The following is a 19050-nucleotide window of genomic DNA, read 5'->3' as shown; positions in this document are numbered from 1 at the left end:
AAGCGAACGGGCATGTGGTCAATATGTATCAAAGCATCGTAGATAGCTGCCTACTAGTCTAGCACTTCGCTATCAAAAATATGGGAACGCTGCAAGTAGGCTCTCAGCGGTATGAATGCGGCGCCCGTCCAAAAGGAGGAATCGCCGACGAGCTCAGCCACGTCATCGCGCGCCTGCTCCATGACTTCGAAGTCCGCCATCATGTCTGCGATTCGGAACTCAGGAAGCCCGCTCTGCTTCGTGCCGAAAAAGTCCCCCGGCCCGCGCAGTTCTAGATCGCGCCGGGCAATCTCGAAGCCGTCGGTCGTGTCTGTCATCGCCTTCATGCGCTCCTTGCCGACCTCGGTCTTGGGGTCGGCGATGAGCACGCAGAAGGACTGGTGCTCGCCGCGGCCAACCCGCCCACGCAGCTGATGAAGCTGCGATAGGCCGAAGCGGTCGGCGTCGTAGATCACCATCAGCGTGGCGTTCGGCACGTCCACGCCAACTTCGATCACCGTGGTTGACACGAGCGCCTCCACGGTCCCTTCCTTGAATGCGCGCATGATCGCTTCCTTCTCCTGCGCGCTCATTCGCCCGTGCAGCAGGCCGATTCGCATTTGCGGAAAATGCTGCTGCAGCTGAATGTGGACGTCGATGGCATTCTGCACGTCCAGCTTGTCCGACTCTTCGATGAGCGGACAAATGACATACGCCTGCCGACCAGCCGCGACCTCGCGCTGGATGAAGCCGAGCACACGCTCCAGCATGGAATGCTGGACCGCGTACGTCTTGATCGGCTTGCGCCCCTTCGGCAGCTCACGCAGCGTCGAAACGTCCATGTCGCCGAAGGCTGTAATCGCCAGCGTGCGCGGGATCGGCGTCGCCGTCATCGTAAGCACGTCAGGGTTCATGCCCTTGCGCCGCAGAATGCTGCGCTGGTTCACCCCGAAGCGGTGCTGCTCGTCTGTCACCACCAGGCCCAGCTGGCGGAAGTAGACGTCCTCTTGGATGAGAGCATGCGTGCCGACAAGCACGTCGATCATTCCCATCTGCAAGGAGGCGAGTAAATCCCGCCGCTGGCGGTCGGTTGAGCTGCCTGTCAGCAGCGCAACCTGCAGCCCGTAGGGCTCGAACAAGCTGTCGAGCGAGCGCTTGTGCTGCTCGGCCAGAATCTCCGTCGGCACCATCAACGCGCCTTGGTAGCCGGCCTTTACTGTCGCATACAGACCTATGGCCGCGACGATCGTCTTTCCTGCACCGACATCTCCTTGCAGCAGTCGGTTCATACTGTACGGCTCCTGCATATCGTGCAGGAGCTCGCCCACGACCTTCTTCTGCGACTCCGTCAGCTGGAAGGGGAGTGCGCGCACGAAGGCGCGGACAGCAGGCAAATCCACCTGCTGCTTCAGCCCGTCTGCGCGGCTGCGCGTCACGGCGCGGTAAGCCTGGAGCTTGAGCTGGAAAAGGAACAGCTCCTCATACACCATGCGCCTGCGCGCCTGCGCGCCTTCCTCCACACCGCTCGGCGTGTGGATGACAGCCAGCGCCTTGCTGCGCGGCATAAACCCATATCTGCCGGTAAGACCAGCCGGCAGCACTTCACTGATCATGGCGCTGTACTGCGTCAGCGCCTGCTGAATGACCTTACGCATCCACTTTTGCGTAATGGAGCCTGCAACCGAATAAACCGGCTGTATGGTGCCGGTATTCGAATCGCCTTGTCCGGGAAACTCGGAATCGGACACGCTCATTTGCCTACGTTTGCCATCCCATTTGCCGGTCAGTATAATCTCCTGCTGCGGCCGCAAGCGGTCCTTCAAGAAGTGGCGGTTAAACCACACCGCCGTCAGCAGGAATTCATCGACCATCACCTTGCAGGATAGCCGAGACTTGCCGCTGTAGCGCTGCAGCACCGGCTCACCGATGATGTATCCCTTCACCGTGACGCGGTCGCCGTCCTTCACGCTAGCTAGATCACGTACCGTGTAATCTTCATAACGGAACGGCACATATTCCAGTAAATCCATAACCGTAAAAATGCCCATGGAGTTCAGCTCAAGTGCCTTCTGAGCGCCAACTCCATGGACTTCGCGTACTTCGAATTGATTCAAATCCATACCCTTATACCGTATTAACGAACGCTGCGATCGTCCCTGGTCCGGCGTGTGCGCCAATCACAGGCCCGAGTGTGATATAGTCCACATGCTGCACAACAAATTGCTGCACGATGGCCTCACGCAACAGCTCCGCGCCTTCCAAATTGTTTGCATGAGCAATATGTAAACTGCGGATACTGCGGCCCGATACATCCGCAGCCAACAGCTCTAGAATTCGCGCAATCGCTTTTTTGTGACCGCGAACCTTATCGATGGCAACTACTTCACCCTCTCGATCCAAAGAAAGAATGGGCTTAATGTTCAGTAGAGAACCGAAAAGAGCCGATGCTTTGCCGATTCTTCCGCCTTTTTGCAGAAATTCTAGCGTATCTACGAGGAAGTATATGTAAAAGTTCTCTCTCATCTTTCGTACTAACTCTAAAATCTCATCTACACTTTGCCCCGCCTTAGCTGCTTGCGCAGCAGCTACAGCAAGAGCGCCAATCCCATAAGAAGCCGAGCGGGAATCGAACACATGAACCTTGTCTGACAAGTCCTCCAGCATCGTGGAGGCCAGCAGGGCTGACTGGTACGTTCCGCTTAGCACTGAAGCCAAATGAATCGAGATAATCTCCGTATTCGGCTCTTCTAGCAGGCTCTGATATAAGTCCAGAAACTCCGCAGGAGACGGCTGTGAAGTTCTGGGGAAATGAGGTGACGAGGTCAACTTCGGATAAAACTCCTCGGACTGCAGCGTCACCGTATCTAAATATTCTTCATCTCCAAAATGTATCTTAAGGGGCACCATCTCGATATTAAGCTCTTGCCTAAGTGCCAAAGGTATGTCGGCCGTGCTGTCCGTTACGATACGAATGTTTGTCAACAGGGCTCACTCCATTTCCCGAATTTACTAGACTGCGATGCTAGCATTTACTCAACAGAGAACAGGTACGCATACAAAGGCTGTCCACCAGGATGAAGCTCGACTTCCATTTCGGGATAGATTGCCTGAATGAAAGCTTCCAGCTCCTCCGTCTCTTCCTCTTTGGCATCTGCTCCTGTGAGTATGGTGACGATTTCGCTGCTTTCTTCAATCATTTCCTCCAGCAGCTTCTTACAAGCGTCCATTAGACTCGGCTGCGAAGAAACAATACGACCATCTTGGATGCCAATAAAATGCCCCTGCTTGATGTCGATACCGTCCATGTTCGTATCACGCACAGCGTAAGTAACTTGGCCGGATTTCACACGTCGAAGTGATTCATTCATGGCTTCCGTATTTGCCTTGGCATCCGCCTTTTCTTGGAAAGCCAGAATGGCTGCAAGACCTTGCGGAATCGATTTGGATGGGATCACAATAAGCGTTTTATTGTCTACTAGCTCAACAGCTTGCTGCGCCGCCAAAATAATATTGGAATTGTTCGGCAGTACATATATCGTTTCCGCATCAATGCGGTTAACGGCATTCACAATATCCTCTGTGCTTGGATTCATCGTCTGACCACCGGACAAAACGACATCGACGCCCACACTGGAAAAAATATCCGTAATGCCATCACCCAGTGCGACCGCAACAAAGCCATAAGGTTTGCTCGGTGCAGATGCCTCTGTGGCAGCAATGGAAACAGGAGCTTCGTACCCTACGGTCATATCTTCCAATATATGTGAATGCTGATCGCGCATATTTTCAATTTTGATACGGCTCAGAGCACCGTAATTCATCGCTTGGTTCATAACTTCACCAGGGTATTCGGCGTGAATATGTACCTTCACCAGCTCGTCATCGGCTACAACAAGCAGAGAATCCCCCAACTTGCTCAGTTGATCCCGGAACGTGCCCTCATCAAAAATAAGTCCTTTGACCTTGCCTGGAGCAATAGTCAGCATAAATTCTGTGCAATATCCGAATTCAATATCTTCCGTAGCCAAATGTGCTTGTGCTGGAAGATGTGCATGCACTTCCTTTGCCAGATTCATGCCGGGAACGAGGGAAACCGCATCCAGTCTCGTATCCATCGTAGCATAGTCATCATCTACTTGAACCAGACCACCGTTTAACGCCGTTACAAAGCCTTCATAGACGCATACTAGTCCTTGACCGCCCGCATCTACCACACCGACCTGCTTAAGCACAGCAAGCTGCTCAGGCGTTCTGGCGAGGGCTTCCTTCGCTTTGCTCAAAACCTCCTGCATGAGATCGAGCAGATCGCCTCCGCGTCTATACTGTGTGGCATGCTTAGCTGCTTCTTTAGACACTGTCAAAATCGTGCCTTCTACCGGTTTCACAACAGCTTTGTAAGCTGTCTCTACACCTTGCTGCAGCGCTGCTGCAAATTGCTGTACATTTACATTCTCGAGATCATGCACATGCTTCGCGAATCCGCGAAACAGCTGTGACAGAATAACCCCCGAGTTGCCTCTGGCGCCCATCAGTAACCCTTTGGACAATGCATCAGCTGCTTTCCCAATATGAGAGGATGGCTTCTTTTTCAGTTCCTCACAACCTGCCGTGAGTGTTAAATTCATGTTGGTGCCGGTATCTCCGTCGGGTACAGGGAAAACGTTCAATCCATTAACCTTATCTACATTTCTGCGAAGGCTATCCGCACCCGCCAAGACCATGGCAGTGAAGTCATTTCCATTTATTGAAATAAAGCGCTTACTCAAAGTGATTCCCCTTCCTGGTTATACGGGCTCTTATTTGGCTACACGAACGCCCTGAACAAAGATGTTCACATCGTCCACGTGAAGCCCTACAACTTCATTTAAAATATATTTGACTTTCGTTTGGACATTACCTGCGACTACGGATATTTTGGTTCCATAGCTGACAATAATATAAAGATCAATTTCGAGTCGCTCATTCTCTCGACGAACTTCGACACCGCGGCTTAAATTGTCCCGGCCTAGCAATTCAGCTATACCGTCTTTCAGTTGCTTTCTGGATGCCATGCCAACAAGTCCATAACAATCTAACGCAGCGGATCCCGCCAGAGTTGAAATCACTTCATTGGTAATATACACTTTTCCATACTCGGTTGTGAGTTCAATTGGCATTATCTAACAACTCCTTCAAGTTTCGCTTTAGCAAGACTAACTTTGTAAGCATTCCCGTTCCTGCTTTGCTTTAGCAAAATCGACTTCTTATCGTCATTTACTATGTACTTGGAATGTGGGCTAATCTTCATTGTACTATAACATACTGAATAAATAAACGACAAAAATGAAGGTAATTCGTTGACTAGGCTCCTTTTGCTATGCTATTATATCTAAGTGTGTTTTTGCTGGTTATAACATGAATCGCAAGAAGCAAAGTCTAAATTTGAGGAAAGCTGTCATGTCAAGCTTAGGCTTGCCACCCAGGCTGCTTTGTATACTGCCGAAGGAGGTGTCAAACATGTCCCGCAAATGTTTCATTACAGGTAAAAGTCCAGGTTCAGGAAATCACGTGTCCCACGCTAACAATAAAAACAAGCGTACTTGGGGAGTTAACGTTCAAAAGGTTCGCATCCTCGTTGATGGTAAACCAAAACGGGTTTACGTAAGTACTCGTGCGTTGAAATCCGGTAAAGTGGCTCGCGTTTAATTTTCGAACACTTACATTTTATTATTAGAAAGACAAAAAGCACCTTACCGGTGCTTTTTTTGCATTTCTGGGGGAAATGGAATAAATATGTGTTTGCCTAGTTTTTACTAAAGGTATTAAGTACGGCTTTCACGAATCCACCCAAAAATCTTGGTAGTTTGATTGTGTAGAACTTCATTCTCTACCCCTCCTTATAGTTTTCGTCAGAAAACTGACTTCGTAAGCATTCGCTTCGAGTTTTCGTCAGAAAACTGACTTCGTGAGCATTAGGCTTAGAGTTTTCGGAGAAAACTTCGTCGTAAGCTTCACTAGTTGTATAACTGTCGTTAGCATTGTTACAACAGTATATGCCCCGACCGTAAAAAAGTACCTTCTAATTTACTTTCTCCCATAAATTCGCTTCCAGAAAGCAAAAAAAGTTACAAGAGCGCTTCACTCTTGTAACTATATGTATGCGGCTAGGTTGTAGTTATGCCCATCTGGGTGTAAAGCGCAACACTTAAGCTGAATATAAAATATAAGAGCACGGCAGCAATGATGAACCAAACGCGATATCCAACTTGCTCAAACCGGCGGAAGAATCGTATCCCGACATACAAGGCGCCAAGTGAGAATATGTACTTCGAAATATCGTGTATATTGGAAAAGCATGTCAACAGCACTCCACAAAGAACACTATACATAAATAACCAGAGAAATCTCATCGTCCTCGCCCCCTCTACCCGCGAATTCGCTTGATAGCCTCAGCACGATCAGACTGCCCGAATACGGCATTCCCGGCAACCAACACATCGGCTCCAGCTTCCGCCACCTGGCGAGCCGTCACCTCGTTAATACCGCCGTCCACTTCAATATGAAGCCCGCTGAGCCCCTTGGCGTTCGCTTGCTCACGCAAGGCGCGAATTTTGTTCAGCATACCAGGAATGAACGCTTGCCCGCCGAAGCCAGGATTGACCGTCATAATGAGCACGAGATCCAGCTGCTCGTCCAGCACATGTTCAATCAAAGAAATCGGGGTTGCAGGATTAAGCACAACCCCTGCTTTGACACCGCTTTGCTTAATCAGATGAAGCGTTCGATGCAGATGGGTACAAGCTTCCACATGAACGGAAATCAGATCCGCGCCCGCTTTGACGAAATCAGGGATATAGCGGTCAGGCTGCTCAATCATTAAATGGACGTCAAGCGGCAGCTTAGTCATCGGACGTATCGCTTCAACAACAAGTGGACCAATCGTGATATTCGGCACAAAATGGCCATCCATGACATCCACATGAATCCAGTCTGCTCCGCCAAGCTCAGCTTCCTTAATCTCTTCACCAAGTTTAGCGAAGTTGGCTGATAAAATAGAAGGTGCTACGTATACCATCCGCCTTAATACCTCCTCTTCCGATCCTTGATTTCAGCTAAAAACAGCAAGTAATGATCGTAACGGGAAGCTGCGATCGTTCCCTCGGCTACCGCATCACGAACCTTGCAATCTGGCTCATGCAGATGCAAACAACCTCTAAACCTGCAGCCCTCCGCTACCGCGGCGAACTCCTTGAAACAGCTGCCAAGCCCATCCGCTTCAACTTCCATGAAATCTAATTGGCTGAATCCTGGCGTATCTGCTACAAGGCCTCCATTTGTTAAAGGAAGCAGCTCAACATGGCGTGTTGTATGCTTTCCTCTACCCAATCTCTGAGAGATCGCATTCGTCTCCAAATTAAGACCTCTAATCATTTCATTTAACAAGGAAGACTTGCCTACACCAGACTGGCCAGCGAACACGCTGACTGCTCCGTCCAAATGATGCAGAATCGCTTCCACACCCTCCTGCAGCCTTGAGCTCGTCTTCACTATTGTGTAGCCGATCTCCTCATACAGCTTTGTAATCCGCACCAACTCAGAAACCGTCATTTCTTTGGATGCAGATGCATCGTCATCCTCTGTCAGCAAATCACTTTTGGTGAAACATAACAAAACATCAATGCCCGTATTTTCAATATGGACAAGAAATTTATCTAATAATTGTAAATTCAAGACAGGTTCTGTAACCGAAAATACGAGGACAACCACGTTCACATTGGCAATCGGAGGGCGAATAAGCTCCGAAGTGCGAGGAAGGATTTCGGTAACCGTTCCTTCCCCATTCTCAGTCTCCTCGAACATAACACGATCCCCGACAAGGGGGGTTATATTCCTGTTCTTGAACACGCCTCTTCCTCGGCAAGTAATCGTATTTGCCTCACGGAGGTCCGCCCCTTCAGGCAGCACATAGTAGTAACCGCTCAAAGCTTTAACTATATATCCTTGCGGCATTAATTTGTGCCTCCAGTAGGTGGTTTAGAGACAGCACCGCCTGTTTGACCTTGCCCATTCCCAGTGCCGCCAACCGGAATAGCCGGTCCGCTGTTTTGTTGTTTGGGCGAAGAAGCAGGCGATGTTGCAGGACTCGGCGATGTCGTCTTCCCACTTTTTTGATCCAAATAATCTTGATACGTGCGAGTAATGGAGTTGACTAAGTTATCGCCTTCTTTAATCAAAATGACCGCTTTCTTATCCGGAGAAACTATGACTTTAACATCCAAATTTTGAGGCTTCGACACTTTTTCCGTTTTGTATTCGAAGTTCTCATACTGTGCGTCACTTACGACAATTTTGAACTCGGAATCCTTGCCCTCGGTCGTCGGTTTCACAGCAATGCTAACCGTTAATTGTCCGGCATCTTCCGGCAACCCGTCGCTAATAATCAAAGAAATCTCAGAACCAACGGATACATCTTGGTTTTTATCAAAAGGAAACTGCTTAACGACCCTGCCTTTAGCTATCTTATAGCTTTTCTCACGCGTGATGCCGTTCACAGGAAGCTTAAGATTCAGCTTTGTGATCTGAGCCTTGGCATCTGCTTCGGTCATTCCGACGAGATCCGGCATTTTGAACGTTTCTTTCGCTTTGCTGACCGTAAATGCGATGGCCGCTTTATCAAGTTCGAACTCTTCGCCAGCCAGAGGGGACTGCTTTAGAATCGTATCTGGCGGATCATCGGTCGTCACTTGTGTAATCGTAATCTGCTCGTCCTTGATCCCAAGAGCTTGCAGCTTTAGCTTAACATCCTTGAGCTGTTGCCCAGCATAATTGTCCATCTTGATTTTAGGCGCACCCTTACTGACGTACAGCGTCACTTTAGTGCCTACATTCATTCTCATTCCGCTAGGATTTTGACGAATGACAGTGTCCTTAGCCACTTTGCTATCCGTGTCATATTCAACGGTCGAACCGAGTTTAACTGCGGTTAATTCGGCCTGCGCCTGAATCAAAGGTTTGTTAACCACGTTTGGAACCTCGACCGTTTCAATCGCGAACATCCCTTTCACATAACCAACCATGTACCACATAGCACCGAGTATCATTAGCAAAATAACGATCCATACTAGCGGCTTAATCCACCCCTTCCCCTTTGAAGGGACAGGGTCTTCACGCCAGGAAGACTTCTCCGGCTCATCATCATCATCATCATCGAACTTTCCGAGCTGATCGGCGCGAATCGCCGGCATCACTAAGGTACGCTCTTCGTCCATCCCATCTGCATCCCAGAAAACAACCTTGGCTTCATTCCTACGATCCGGATTCAAACAGGTATCGAGATCTGCCATCATTAGCTTTGCAGACTGGTAGCGTTCTTCGGGTTTTTTACGCATGGCTTTCAAGATAATATTTTCCACGCTTTGCGGAATGAGGGGATTCGCTTTACGAGGATCTTCCACATCTTCCTGCAAATGCTTCAAAGCAACGGAAATCGGACTTTCACCAAGGAAAGGCAGTCGGGCCGTCAGCATTTGATACATCACGATACCCAGGGAGTACAAGTCGGATTTCTCTCCTGTATTCGTACCTTTGGCATGTTCCGGAGAGAAATAGTGCACGGAACCGACAACGGATCCGGTCTGTGTAATGGTGGAAGAAGTAGCGGCACGAGCAATGCCGAAATCGGTTACTTTGACGCGGCCGTTTTTACCGATCAAAATATTATGCGGTTTGATATCCCGGTGAATGATTTCATTGTGATGGGCGTGGTCGAGTGCATCCGCAATTTGGCTCGCGTAATGAACGGCATCTTCGACCTGAAGCGGCGCTTTCTCCTTGATTAAATCATTCAAAGTTGTGCCTTCGATGTATTCCATAACAATGTAATGTACGTCTTCTTCTTGTCCCACGTCATAAATACTGACGACATTAGGATGAGAAAGTGAAGCGGCTGCTTGAGCTTCTCTGCGGAAACGACGAATGAACTCTTCATCATGCACATACTGCTGACGCAATACTTTCACAGCCACTTTACGATTTAATAATAGATCATGCCCTTTATAGACTAAAGCCATGCCGCCTCCGCCAATGCGATCTAAGATTTCATAGCGGCCTCCAAGCTTTCTACCGATCAATTCCCATCACCCCTTTTTTCGTCCGAATCATTATCGTGCGCAATTAAAACGACAGTTACATTATCGTCTCCACCTTCATCAAGTGCGCTTTGAATCAACTGTTTCGCTGCATCATCAATATGCTCATGTGATTTGACAATTCGTAAAATGTCACCGGAATCTACTAACCCGCTCAGACCATCGGTGCAGATCAGAATGATATCTCCCGGACGCCACGCGAACTCATAGAGATCCACCTCAACACCGGGCTCTGTGCCGAGTGCACGCGTAATCCAATTACGTCTAGGGTGATGATCGGCCTCTTCGAGGGTGATCTGCCCGTTCTTCACAAGCTCATAAACCAAAGAATGATCTTCCGTTAGCTGAGTGATCGATTCACCTGTAATTTTGTAAGCGCGGCTGTCGCCGATATGTCCGATAATAAGAAGCTCTTGCGATGCAATAATGGCAACAACCGTCGTACCCATACCATGGTAATTTTCCTGCCCTGAGGCGAATTCATAAATTTTCTCATTCGCCTTCTCAATCGCTTCCTTTAGCACTTGCTTACAAGCTTCCACAGACATTCCCCAATGGATCAATTGCAGCTGATCTTTAATCATATCGATTGCCATTTGGCTGGCGATATCACCAGCCTGATGTCCCCCCATACCATCAGCAACAATAGCCAGAGAAAGGCCATTCAGCTCATGCTGTATGGCGGCGCGGTCCTCATTCACTAAACGGACTTTGCCGATATCAGTACGGCTTACCATCTTCATCCGGATTTCACCTCATTACTTGCTCTCCATATGCTTCGCGCGCAGTTGTCCGCAAGCAGCAGCAATGTCACTGCCTTGTTCACGGCGTATGGTGGCATTAATTTTGCCCTTCTCAAGAATACGTTGGAAGGTGAAAATATCATCCCTAGGCGTACGTTTGAAATCCCGCTCTGCCACGAAATTCACAGGAATCAGGTTTACGTGGCTAAGAGGCATATCCTTCAGCACTTGCGCCAATTCTTCTGCATGTTCAGGCTGGTCATTCACTTCCCCCATGAGGGCATATTCAAACGTAATTCGTCTGCCGGTTTTGGCAATATAATACTTACAAGCTTCAATCAAGTCAACGAAAGGAAATCTGCGGTTGACCGGCATCAGCTTAGAACGGAGCTTATCGTTCGGCGCATGAATTGAAATCGCCAAATTCACTTGTAAATTTTCATCAGCGAACTTATAAATGTTCGGTACAATCCCACTCGTCGATACCGTAATATGACGCTGTCCGATGTTCAAACCCTTTGGATGAATCATTACGCGCAGGAAATTCATCGTCGCTTCATAATTTTCAAAAGGCTCGCCGATGCCCATAATGACGATTGAAGAAATTCGCTCTTCCGTGTCATCCAGCAATTTCTGGGCTTTAACAACTTGGGCCACAATCTCACCCGGTCTCAAATCCCGCTTAAGACCGCCCAACGTCGATGCACAGAACGTACAACCTACCCGGCAGCCTACCTGCGTGGTTACGCAAATACTATTGCCATAGTTGTGCTTCATAACAACCGTTTCAATGGCATTCTTATCTTCCAACTCAAATAAGAACTTGACGGTACCGTCCTGCGACTGATACTTCGCAATCTCTGTCAGTGTAACAAACTCAAACTGATCCTTCAGTTTGTCGCGCAGCGACTTCGGCAAGTTCGACATCTCATCGAAGCTGAATACCCGCTTAATATAAAGCCAGTCAAAAATTTGCCCAGCACGAAACGAGGACTCGCCGTTCTCTTTCACCCAACTCTGCCACTCATCCCAATTTAAATCATACACAAATGGTTTCACATTTTCATTTGCTTTACTAGTCACATTTATCACAACCTGTTGTTTTTTGGTCTATTTTTTTGCTAATCCTATGTATTTTATCACAAAGCGGGGACGAACACACATCCCCGTTGGGTAGTAGGCTGTTGGTACAGTAAATTCAAAAGCTTATAACTTAAAGATTACCTGTAAAAAAGTGCAGGAAACTGGGCTTTAAAAGCCCCATTTAAGGTAATAACCTGCAAAAAATGCAGGTTATTAGCTTGAAAACAGCTAAATTTGACTAGTTAGGCTCTTTTCCATGAACGACATGCGGTTCGGTTCATACCCGTAACTAGCGTGTTTTATTAAAGCACGGATTGCCTCCGTGTACATATGGATTTGTCCAAACCACCGGCAGGCCGACCCGCTAAGTATGCTTGCGCAGCCGTGCGATGAAGAAGCCATCGGAGTGGTACTGCTGCGGCAAGATTTGCACCATGCCTGTTGCAGCGGCAGCAGAGTCAATGCTCGCGAAAACATCGGCTGGCAGCGGCTCGAGCTCGAATTCGCTATGCTCGGCGAGGAAGCGCTCGACCATGCCCGCATTCTCCGAGTGCTCGATCGTGCACGTGCTGTAGATCAGCAAGCCGCCAGGCTTAAGCAGTGAGTGTACTCTGCTCAGAATAACATGCTGCAGCTCGCTAATCGCATCAATTTCAGACTCCTGCTTCGCCCATTTGAGGTCAGGCTTGCGGCGAATGACCCCTAGGCCCGAGCAGGGCGCATCCAGCAGGATGCGGTCAAACGACTCCGCCGCAAAATGTTCGTCCAGATTCGCAGCATCCATCACCAGCGTCTGGATGGACGAGAGTCCCAGACGCTCCGCTTGATCTGCGATCAGCTTCTGCTTGTGCTCGTGCAGATCACAAGCCCAGATCTTGCCCACATCGTCCATCTTCTCGGCGATGTGCGCGGTCTTGCCGCCAGGGGCGGCGCAGCAGTCCAGCACGGTCATGCCTGGACGCGGATCCAGAGCTTCGGCGACGAGCATAGAGCTCTCGTCTTGAATCGAGTAGTCCCCCTGCTGGAAGCCGGGGGCTAATGCCATGTTCCCGGCCCCCTGCACAAGGATGCCGGCCGGGGCCAGCCCTGACGCTTCCGCGTTGAGGCCGCTGCCCTGGAGCTGCTCCAGCAGCTCCAGGCGACTGTGTCGCCTCGCGTTCGCGCGGATACTGACGTGCGGCGGCTCATTGTTCGCCGCACAGATCAGTTCCGTCAGCTCTGGGCCCAGCTGACGAATCCACCTGCGCACGAGCCATTCCGGATGGGAGTGGCTCAGCGCGATACGCTTCACGTCGCCGAGCGCAGCCGGCAGTGTAAGCTCGGCTTTGCTGCGGATGATCGCGCGCAGCACGCCGTTGACCATCCCCGAGATGCCTTGATGGCCTCGGCGCTTCGCGATATTGACCGCTTCGCTTACGACCGCATGGTCGGGGATGCGGTCCAAATAGTGCAGCTGATAGAAGCTCAGCCGCAGCAAGCATCTAACCCACGGCTCTAGCTTTGAGAGCCCTTTACTTACAAAGCGCTCCAAGAAGAAATCGATCGTATTTTTCCGTCCGATTGTGCCATAAACAAGCTCCGTCGCAAGTCCCGCATCGGCCCGTTCGAGCGCATGCTTTTGCAGAATCTGATTCAGCAGCAAATTGCTGTACGATTGATTCTCTTCAACCCGAATCAACACATCCAGCGCCGCATCTCGGGCAGAATGCTTAACAGCGCTGCTCTTCGCAGCGCCTGAGGATGATTTTGGAGCAGAGGGCTTACCAGCCCCCTGCGAATTTGTAGATCCGTGTTGCGTACGATTGGGTTTGTGCGTCGACAAATCGAATACCTCATTTTTGTTAAGTAGTAGCTGCGGTTAGTTAACGCTGCCGAATTGCGTACCCGCTGCGATTTGCACGCCTCGAATGAATTCTGACACGGGCATCGCCTTTTTGCCTGAAGGTTGAATCTCCGTCAGCCACAGCGTACCTTCCCCCGTCATCACTTCGATGCCATGCTCACTGCAGCCAAGAACAGTCCCAGGAGCAGGAGCGTCTCCGCTTTTTTCAGCGAAGCTACGGCTTCTAGGCTCCGAAGAACTCTTCGGATTCGCGCTGGCCCACACTTTCATAACTTCCCCATTCCAGAGCGTATAAGCGCCTGGGAAAGGGTTCAAACCACGCACTTGATTCCAAAGCTCAACGGCAGAACGCGACCAATCGATCAACTCGTCCTCCCTGCGGATATTCGGAGAATAGATCGCATCAGCCTCATTTTGTACAACAGCCTCGATACGTCCTGCCAGTAAATCCGGCAATGTACGCTTTAGTAGATCAGCACCTGCGATGCTTAATTTCTCGAACAAAGATCCAGTTGTATCGGAATCTTCAATCGGAAGCTCTACTTTGGCAATCATGTCACCCGTATCAAGACCTACGGCCATATACATAATCGTAACGCCTGTTACGGATTCACCACGAAGCACGGCATGGTGAATAGGTGCTCCGCCACGATACTTAGGCAGCAGTGATGCATGAATGTTAATACACCCATACCGAGGTAGATCCAAAACCGCTTTAGGCAAGATCTGACCGTAAGCGGCTGTCACAATCAAATCAGGCTTCAATTGTCGCAAAAGCTCTACAGAATCGGCTTGACGCAATTTCTCTGGCTGAAGCACAGGAATACCGTGCTTTTCCGCTTCCACCTTAACCGGTGGCGGCGTCAGGATGCGTTTACGTCCTTTCGGCCGATCCGGCTGTGTGACGACCGTCGTCACGTTATAGCCTTCCTCCAAGAGTAGACGCAAGGACGGTACTGCAAAATCTGGCGTGCCCATGAAAATGATGTTCACTCAGAATCTTCCTCTTCTTCGCTAGTATACGTTTTAGTTGCAAGATCCGTAAACAAAATACCATTCAAGTGATCAATTTCATGGAAAATGCAGCGAGCGAGCAGCTCTGTACCGGTTATTTCAATTGGATTCCCATTACGATCTTGGCCTTTGGCCGTTACATGGAGCGCCCGCGTCACATCGCCGCGAAGACCGGGTATACTCAAGCAGCCTTCCGGCCCTGTTTGTTCACCACTAGAAGCAACTACTTCCGGATTTACCATTTCAATCAATCCGCCGTGCTCTTCTCCACAATCCATGACGATGACACGTTTAAGAATACCGATTTGCGGAGCAGCCAGGCCAACGCCCTCAGCTTCATACATCGTGTCTGCCATATCATCGAGCAATTTATGCAGATTGGAATTAAATTTTGTAACTGTGATCGCTTTTTCACGCAGCACAGGATCTGGATCTTTAACAATAATACGAATAGCCATAACGTGCACCTACCTTTGAAGTCTTCTCTATTTGGGTTTATTACATCAAATATTGCGGGTCAACATCCACGCTGATCAGCAGTTTTTCCTTCGTTGAGCGCTCTTCAAACCACGCTACCGTTCGACCAACGATCTGAGCAGCCTGATCTTCCCCCCGATATTTTACCACGCATTGGAATCGATATCTATCCTTGATTCGGGAAATAGGCGATGCAACAGGTCCTAACACGTCCATATGAAAGGAATGATCCATGGATGCTGCGTTTGTAAACAGGTCAGCCTGTTTAGTTGAATACTCGAGGGCAATCTCTTTAAGCCTCGTTACAAAAGCTTCCGCTGAACGCACCAATAGCGGTACCTGCTCATGCGAAAAAGTGACCAAAATCAACCGCTGATAAGGCGGATAGCCTAAATTCGCGCGTATATCAAGCTCATGGTTCGCAAAAGCAATATAATCATGCTGACTAGCATACTGCACACTGTAATGTTCGGGTGTGTACGTCTGAACGAACACTTCCCCCTGCTTTTCGTGACGACCCGCCCGACCTGCAACCTGTGTTAGTAGCTGAAAGGTCCGCTCCGCTGAGCGGAAATCCGGGAGATTGAGCACGGTATCCGCCGCAATAACCCCAACTAAGGTCACATCTGGAAAATCAAGCCCTTTCGCCACCATCTGCGTGCCAAGCAGCACATCGGCCTGCTTCTCGCGAAACATCGTCAACCATTTCTCATGTGAGCCTTTTTCCGTCGTGGTATCGACATCCATGCGGATGACGCGAATACCAGGGAAAATCTTACTAAGCTCCTCTTCGACACGCTGTGTTCCCGTCCCAAAATGACGAATATGCTCCGATTGGCAGCTTGGACACTGCGTAACCTCACGTTCCGCATAGCCGCAATAATGGCAGCGCAGCATGCGCGAGCTTTGATGATAGGTAAGTGAAATGTCACAATGCGGGCATGTCGAGACGAATCCGCATGTGCGGCACATGACGAACGTAGCATACCCACGCCGATTCAGCAGTAAAACAATCTGTTCCTTCTTTTGTAACCGATCTTCGATCGCTTTATACAGCGACCTACTGAACATAGACCGATTTCCGTTCTTAAGTTCCTCACGCATATCGACAATGGCGACAGGCGGCATCGGTCTGCTAGCCACTCGTTCCCGCATCGTCAACAGCCGAAAAGGAGGCTTATCCCTATCACGACGTCGTCTCGTCTTCTCGATACTTTCGAGAGATGGAGTTGCCGAGCCGAGCACAACGACGGCGTTTTGCTGCTTTGCTCTTTGAACTGCGACATCACGGGTGTGATATTTAGGGCTTTCCTCCTGCTTGTAGGAGGACTCGTGTTCTTCATCAATGATAATAAGTCCAATTTTGGTAAATGGGGCAAAAATCGCCGAACGAGCGCCTATAACAACCTTCACTTGCTTGCGCATAATTTTACGCCATTCGTCGTACCGTTCGCCATTCGATAACCGACTGTGGAGGACGGCGACCAAATCGCCAAATCGTCCTTTAAACCGTTCAACCATTTGTGGCGTCAGCGAAATTTCGGGAACGAGCACAATCGCTTCTTTATCCATATCCAAGCATTGCTGAATCGATTGCAAATAAACTTCGGTTTTACCGCTTCCTGTAACCCCGTGCAGCAGAAATACCTCGTGCCGCTCCTCCGCAACGGCATCCCGGATTTCCGCGAAGACATTGCTCTGTTCTTCCGTTAAAGGAAGCGGCTTAGTCCGCGCAAAAGCACGACCCGCATAGGGGTCGCGCATCACTTCGACTTCACGCAGTTCAATCCACCCACGATCCGCCAGGCTTTTGACCGTGCTAGCACCCACTTCAACTGTCTCCATCAGCTCCGTTAGCCGAATGGCGAGTGGATGCTCAATCAAATAACGCAGCACGTCCTGCTGCTTGTTAGCTCTGGCAGGAAGCTCGGCCAAAGCCTCTTCCAATCCGTTTCCTTCAGCCGGAGGAAAAACGGTCAACGCCTTCTTGGTATTCATGCGGTCTTTGACCATCTGTACTTCCGTTAAGATGCCTGCGCTAAGCAGTTGTTTAATTAGGGAACCATCACTTGCAAAACGCTCCATCAAAGCGTTCATCGTGACCGATCCTTTGTACTTAACAAAGCTAACAATCTCTTGTAGATCAGACATGTCCAGCAGCGATTGCTCAGCGGACTCCTCCCCGACTTGTATAGCTCGCTCATATTTCGCTTTGAGAGCAGCGGGCAGCATCGCTTGGAGCGCCGTAACTTCATGGCACAAGTACATGCGGCTGACCCACCTGCCCAGCATCACGAGTTCTTCCGTCAGAGGAGGCACCAAATCCAGGACGTTCATAATTGGCTTAATGCGTTTAACATCCACCTGTGTATCCTGATGTAGTTCTACGACAAAGCCTTGCAGCACCCGAGGACCGAAAGGCACGCCAACACGACTGCCTACTTCAACCCACTTGCTTAAGGATGCGGGTACTTCATAGTCGAACGCCCGGTTTGTTTGTTTTGCAGGGACATCGACAATGACTTTTGCGTACATCAGGATTCCCCCGCTAAGGTATACATGCGATCCGCTGCCAGTGCAAGCAGCTTACGTGCCACTTCTTTCTTACTCTGTATAGGCAGGGCCTCTACGAGCCCGTTCCGATCATAAAAGCGCACCACATTCGTATCACCGCTAAAGCCTGCACCCTCCTGCGTCACATCATTGCCGACGATAAGATCGCAATTTTTGCGCTTCAGCTTGTCCATCGCTTGCTCATCTAATCGCTCAGTCTCCGCAGCAAATCCAATGACGAACTGATGCTTTTTAAGCATTCCGATTTCCTGTAAAATATCCGGATTTTTAATCAGCTCAAGCGTGAGCGAGTCCGACTTCTTTTTTATCTTTTGCTGAGCAACAACAGCAGGACGGTAATCTGTAACCGCAGCTGCCTTAATAACAAGATGACTTGCGTCCAAACGAGCTAAAACTGCCTCTCTCATGTCCAAAGCGGACTGAACGCGGACAAGCTCCACGCCATCAGGCGCTGTTAAAGAGGAGGGCCCCGATACTAGAGTCACCTTAGCTCCCATACGTACCGCTTCGTCGGCGATGGCGTATCCCATTTTGCCAGAAGAGTCATTCGTAATGTAGCGAACTGGATCAATGCGTTCTACTGTGCCTCCGGCAGTCACAAGAACACGTTGTCCTTCCAAGCGCTTAGCATCTCCCTTAAAATACTGCTCAATCGCAGCAAAAATCTCCTCAGGTTCAGCAAGCCGTCCTTTCCCGACATAACCGCAAGCCAGCTGCCCTTCTCCCGGTTCAATAAAACGCACCCCACGGCTTAAGAGCGTCTGCATATTATGCTGCACAGCCGGATTAGCGTACATATGCACGTTCATCGCAGGCGCAACCCAAATCGGTGCCATAGTTGCAAGCAGCGTGGTACTCAACATATCATCGCCAAGACCAAGCGCAAATTTGCCAATGGTATTCGCCGTTGCAGGCGCAATAACCACAAGGTCGGCGCTATCCGCCAAATTGATATGCGAAACAACAGAAGGGTCCTTCTCATCAAAGGTATCTACAAAAACATGATGACGAGAAAGTGTTTGGAACGTTAACGGCGCTACGAATTGAACAGCGGATTCAGTCATAATGACACGTACCGTCGCACCAGCCTGTGTCAATTTACTTGTCAGCGCAGCAGCCTTATAAGCGGCAATACCTCCGCATACGCCGAGCACAATCGTTTTACCATGCAGTACACTCATAGGTATCCCCTTTCTTAGCGCCATCTGAG

At 49.6% G+C, this 19050-nt stretch carries 17 protein-coding genes; 1 reads left to right on the top strand and 16 read right to left on the bottom strand.

Features of this window, described 5'->3' with window-relative positions; genetic code table 11:
- Positions 1-53: 53 nt before the first annotated feature.
- Genes recG through BLT91_RS02995 form a run of 4 tightly spaced genes read right to left on the bottom strand, consistent with a single transcriptional unit; the run spans position 54 to position 5135 of the window.
- On the bottom strand, positions 54-2099 hold the full coding sequence (gene recG / locus BLT91_RS03010) for an ATP-dependent DNA helicase RecG (protein ID WP_090816413.1): 2046 nt from the start codon (positions 2097-2099) through the stop codon (positions 54-56).
- A gap of 4 nt (positions 2100-2103) precedes the next feature.
- Positions 2104-2961 (bottom strand): DegV family protein, encoded by an 858-nt coding sequence (locus BLT91_RS03005; RefSeq protein ID WP_090816411.1) that lies wholly within the window; start codon positions 2959-2961, stop codon positions 2104-2106.
- A gap of 47 nt (positions 2962-3008) precedes the next feature.
- Positions 3009-4745 (bottom strand): DAK2 domain-containing protein, encoded by a 1737-nt coding sequence (locus BLT91_RS03000; protein WP_090816409.1) that lies wholly within the window; start codon positions 4743-4745, stop codon positions 3009-3011.
- Between the two features lie 30 nt (positions 4746-4775).
- Positions 4776-5135 carry an Asp23/Gls24 family envelope stress response protein gene (locus tag BLT91_RS02995; protein WP_090816407.1) on the bottom strand — a complete coding sequence of 120 codons (360 nt, stop codon included), beginning with the start codon at positions 5133-5135 and terminating at the stop codon, positions 4776-4778.
- A 340-nt stretch (positions 5136-5475) separates the two neighbouring features.
- On the opposite strand from BLT91_RS02995, the gene rpmB reads away from it, so the two are divergent.
- The gene (rpmB, locus tag BLT91_RS02990; RefSeq protein ID WP_090816405.1) at positions 5476-5664 is read left to right on the top strand and encodes a 50S ribosomal protein L28; all 189 of its coding nucleotides are present in this window, start codon (positions 5476-5478) and stop codon (positions 5662-5664) included.
- A 97-nt stretch (positions 5665-5761) separates the two neighbouring features.
- On the opposite strand, the gene spoVM is transcribed toward rpmB, so the two are convergent.
- The 12 genes from spoVM to coaBC all read right to left on the bottom strand — a co-directional run bounded on the left by spoVM (position 5762) and on the right by coaBC (position 19021).
- Entirely contained in the window at positions 5762-5842 is an 81-nt protein-coding gene (gene spoVM, locus BLT91_RS02985; RefSeq protein ID WP_036634233.1) for a stage V sporulation protein SpoVM, read from the bottom strand.
- Positions 5843-6122: 280 nt separating this feature from the next.
- Entirely contained in the window at positions 6123-6368 is a 246-nt protein-coding gene (locus BLT91_RS02980) for a hypothetical protein (protein WP_090816401.1), read from the bottom strand.
- Positions 6369-6382: 14 nt separating this feature from the next.
- Positions 6383-7033 carry a ribulose-phosphate 3-epimerase gene (rpe, locus tag BLT91_RS02975; protein ID WP_090816398.1) on the bottom strand — a complete coding sequence of 217 codons (651 nt, stop codon included), beginning with the start codon at positions 7031-7033 and terminating at the stop codon, positions 6383-6385.
- Between the two features lie 5 nt (positions 7034-7038).
- Positions 7039-7968, bottom strand: a complete 930-nt coding sequence (gene rsgA, locus BLT91_RS02970) for a ribosome small subunit-dependent GTPase A (protein ID WP_090816396.1) — start codon at positions 7966-7968, stop codon at positions 7039-7041.
- Positions 7968-10088, bottom strand: coding sequence for a Stk1 family PASTA domain-containing Ser/Thr kinase (gene pknB, locus BLT91_RS02965; RefSeq protein WP_090816394.1), 2121 nt, complete (start codon positions 10086-10088; stop codon positions 7968-7970). Before pknB ends, rsgA begins: the two co-directional genes overlap by 1 nt.
- A complete protein-coding gene (locus BLT91_RS02960) occupies positions 10085-10849 on the bottom strand; it encodes a Stp1/IreP family PP2C-type Ser/Thr phosphatase (protein WP_090816392.1) in 765 nt (254 codons plus the stop codon). The genes pknB and BLT91_RS02960 overlap by 4 nt, the downstream gene beginning before the upstream one ends.
- Positions 10850-10864: 15 nt before the next feature.
- Positions 10865-11908: a dual-specificity RNA methyltransferase RlmN gene (gene rlmN / locus BLT91_RS02955; RefSeq protein WP_175532084.1), complete on the bottom strand. Its 1044-nt coding sequence runs from the start codon at positions 11906-11908 to the stop codon at positions 10865-10867.
- 388 nt (positions 11909-12296) lie between these two features.
- The gene (gene rsmB / locus BLT91_RS02950; protein WP_090816388.1) at positions 12297-13754 is read right to left on the bottom strand and encodes a 16S rRNA (cytosine(967)-C(5))-methyltransferase RsmB; all 1458 of its coding nucleotides are present in this window, start codon (positions 13752-13754) and stop codon (positions 12297-12299) included.
- A 36-nt stretch (positions 13755-13790) separates the two neighbouring features.
- A complete protein-coding gene (fmt, locus tag BLT91_RS02945) occupies positions 13791-14768 on the bottom strand; it encodes a methionyl-tRNA formyltransferase (protein WP_175532061.1) in 978 nt (325 codons plus the stop codon).
- The gene (gene def / locus BLT91_RS02940) at positions 14765-15247 is read right to left on the bottom strand and encodes a peptide deformylase (protein ID WP_090816386.1); all 483 of its coding nucleotides are present in this window, start codon (positions 15245-15247) and stop codon (positions 14765-14767) included. Before def ends, fmt begins: the two co-directional genes overlap by 4 nt.
- Positions 15248-15287: 40 nt before the next feature.
- Positions 15288-17801, bottom strand: a complete 2514-nt coding sequence (gene priA / locus BLT91_RS02935) for a primosomal protein N' (RefSeq protein WP_090816383.1) — start codon at positions 17799-17801, stop codon at positions 15288-15290.
- Positions 17801-19021 (bottom strand): bifunctional phosphopantothenoylcysteine decarboxylase/phosphopantothenate--cysteine ligase CoaBC, encoded by a 1221-nt coding sequence (gene coaBC / locus BLT91_RS02930; protein WP_090816381.1) that lies wholly within the window; start codon positions 19019-19021, stop codon positions 17801-17803. Before coaBC ends, priA begins: the two co-directional genes overlap by 1 nt.
- Positions 19022-19050: the final 29 nt, after the last annotated feature.

Source organism: Paenibacillus sp. yr247, from assembly GCF_900103825.1.
In the GTDB taxonomy this organism is placed as follows: domain Bacteria; phylum Bacillota; class Bacilli; order Paenibacillales; family NBRC-103111; genus Paenibacillus_E.
The sequence above is the reverse complement of the archived record's forward strand: the minus strand, read 5'-3'. Positions and strand labels throughout refer to the sequence as shown.

What these genes read in the sequence shown, in the direction of transcription:
- recG (WP_090816413.1), bottom strand. Translation starts at nt 2,099, where the DNA reads ATGGATTTGAATCAATTCGAAGTACGCGAAGTCCATGGAGTTGGCGCT.
- BLT91_RS02995 (WP_090816407.1), bottom strand. Translation starts at nt 5,135, where the DNA reads ATGCCAATTGAACTCACAACCGAGTATGGAAAAGTGTATATTACCAAT.
- rpmB (WP_090816405.1), top strand. Translation starts at nt 5,476, where the DNA reads ATGTCCCGCAAATGTTTCATTACAGGTAAAAGTCCAGGTTCAGGAAAT.
- spoVM (WP_036634233.1), bottom strand. Translation starts at nt 5,842, where the DNA reads ATGAAGTTCTACACAATCAAACTACCAAGATTTTTGGGTGGATTCGTG.
- BLT91_RS02980 (WP_090816401.1), bottom strand. Translation starts at nt 6,368, where the DNA reads ATGAGATTTCTCTGGTTATTTATGTATAGTGTTCTTTGTGGAGTGCTG.
- rpe (WP_090816398.1), bottom strand. Translation starts at nt 7,033, where the DNA reads ATGGTATACGTAGCACCTTCTATTTTATCAGCCAACTTCGCTAAACTT.
- rsgA (WP_090816396.1), bottom strand. Translation starts at nt 7,968, where the DNA reads ATGCCGCAAGGATATATAGTTAAAGCTTTGAGCGGTTACTACTATGTG.
- BLT91_RS02960 (WP_090816392.1), bottom strand. Translation starts at nt 10,849, where the DNA reads ATGAAGATGGTAAGCCGTACTGATATCGGCAAAGTCCGTTTAGTGAAT.
- def (WP_090816386.1), bottom strand. Translation starts at nt 15,247, where the DNA reads ATGGCTATTCGTATTATTGTTAAAGATCCAGATCCTGTGCTGCGTGAA.
- priA (WP_090816383.1), bottom strand. Translation starts at nt 17,801, where the DNA reads ATGTACGCAAAAGTCATTGTCGATGTCCCTGCAAAACAAACAAACCGG.
- coaBC (WP_090816381.1), bottom strand. Translation starts at nt 19,021, where the DNA reads ATGAGTGTACTGCATGGTAAAACGATTGTGCTCGGCGTATGCGGAGGT.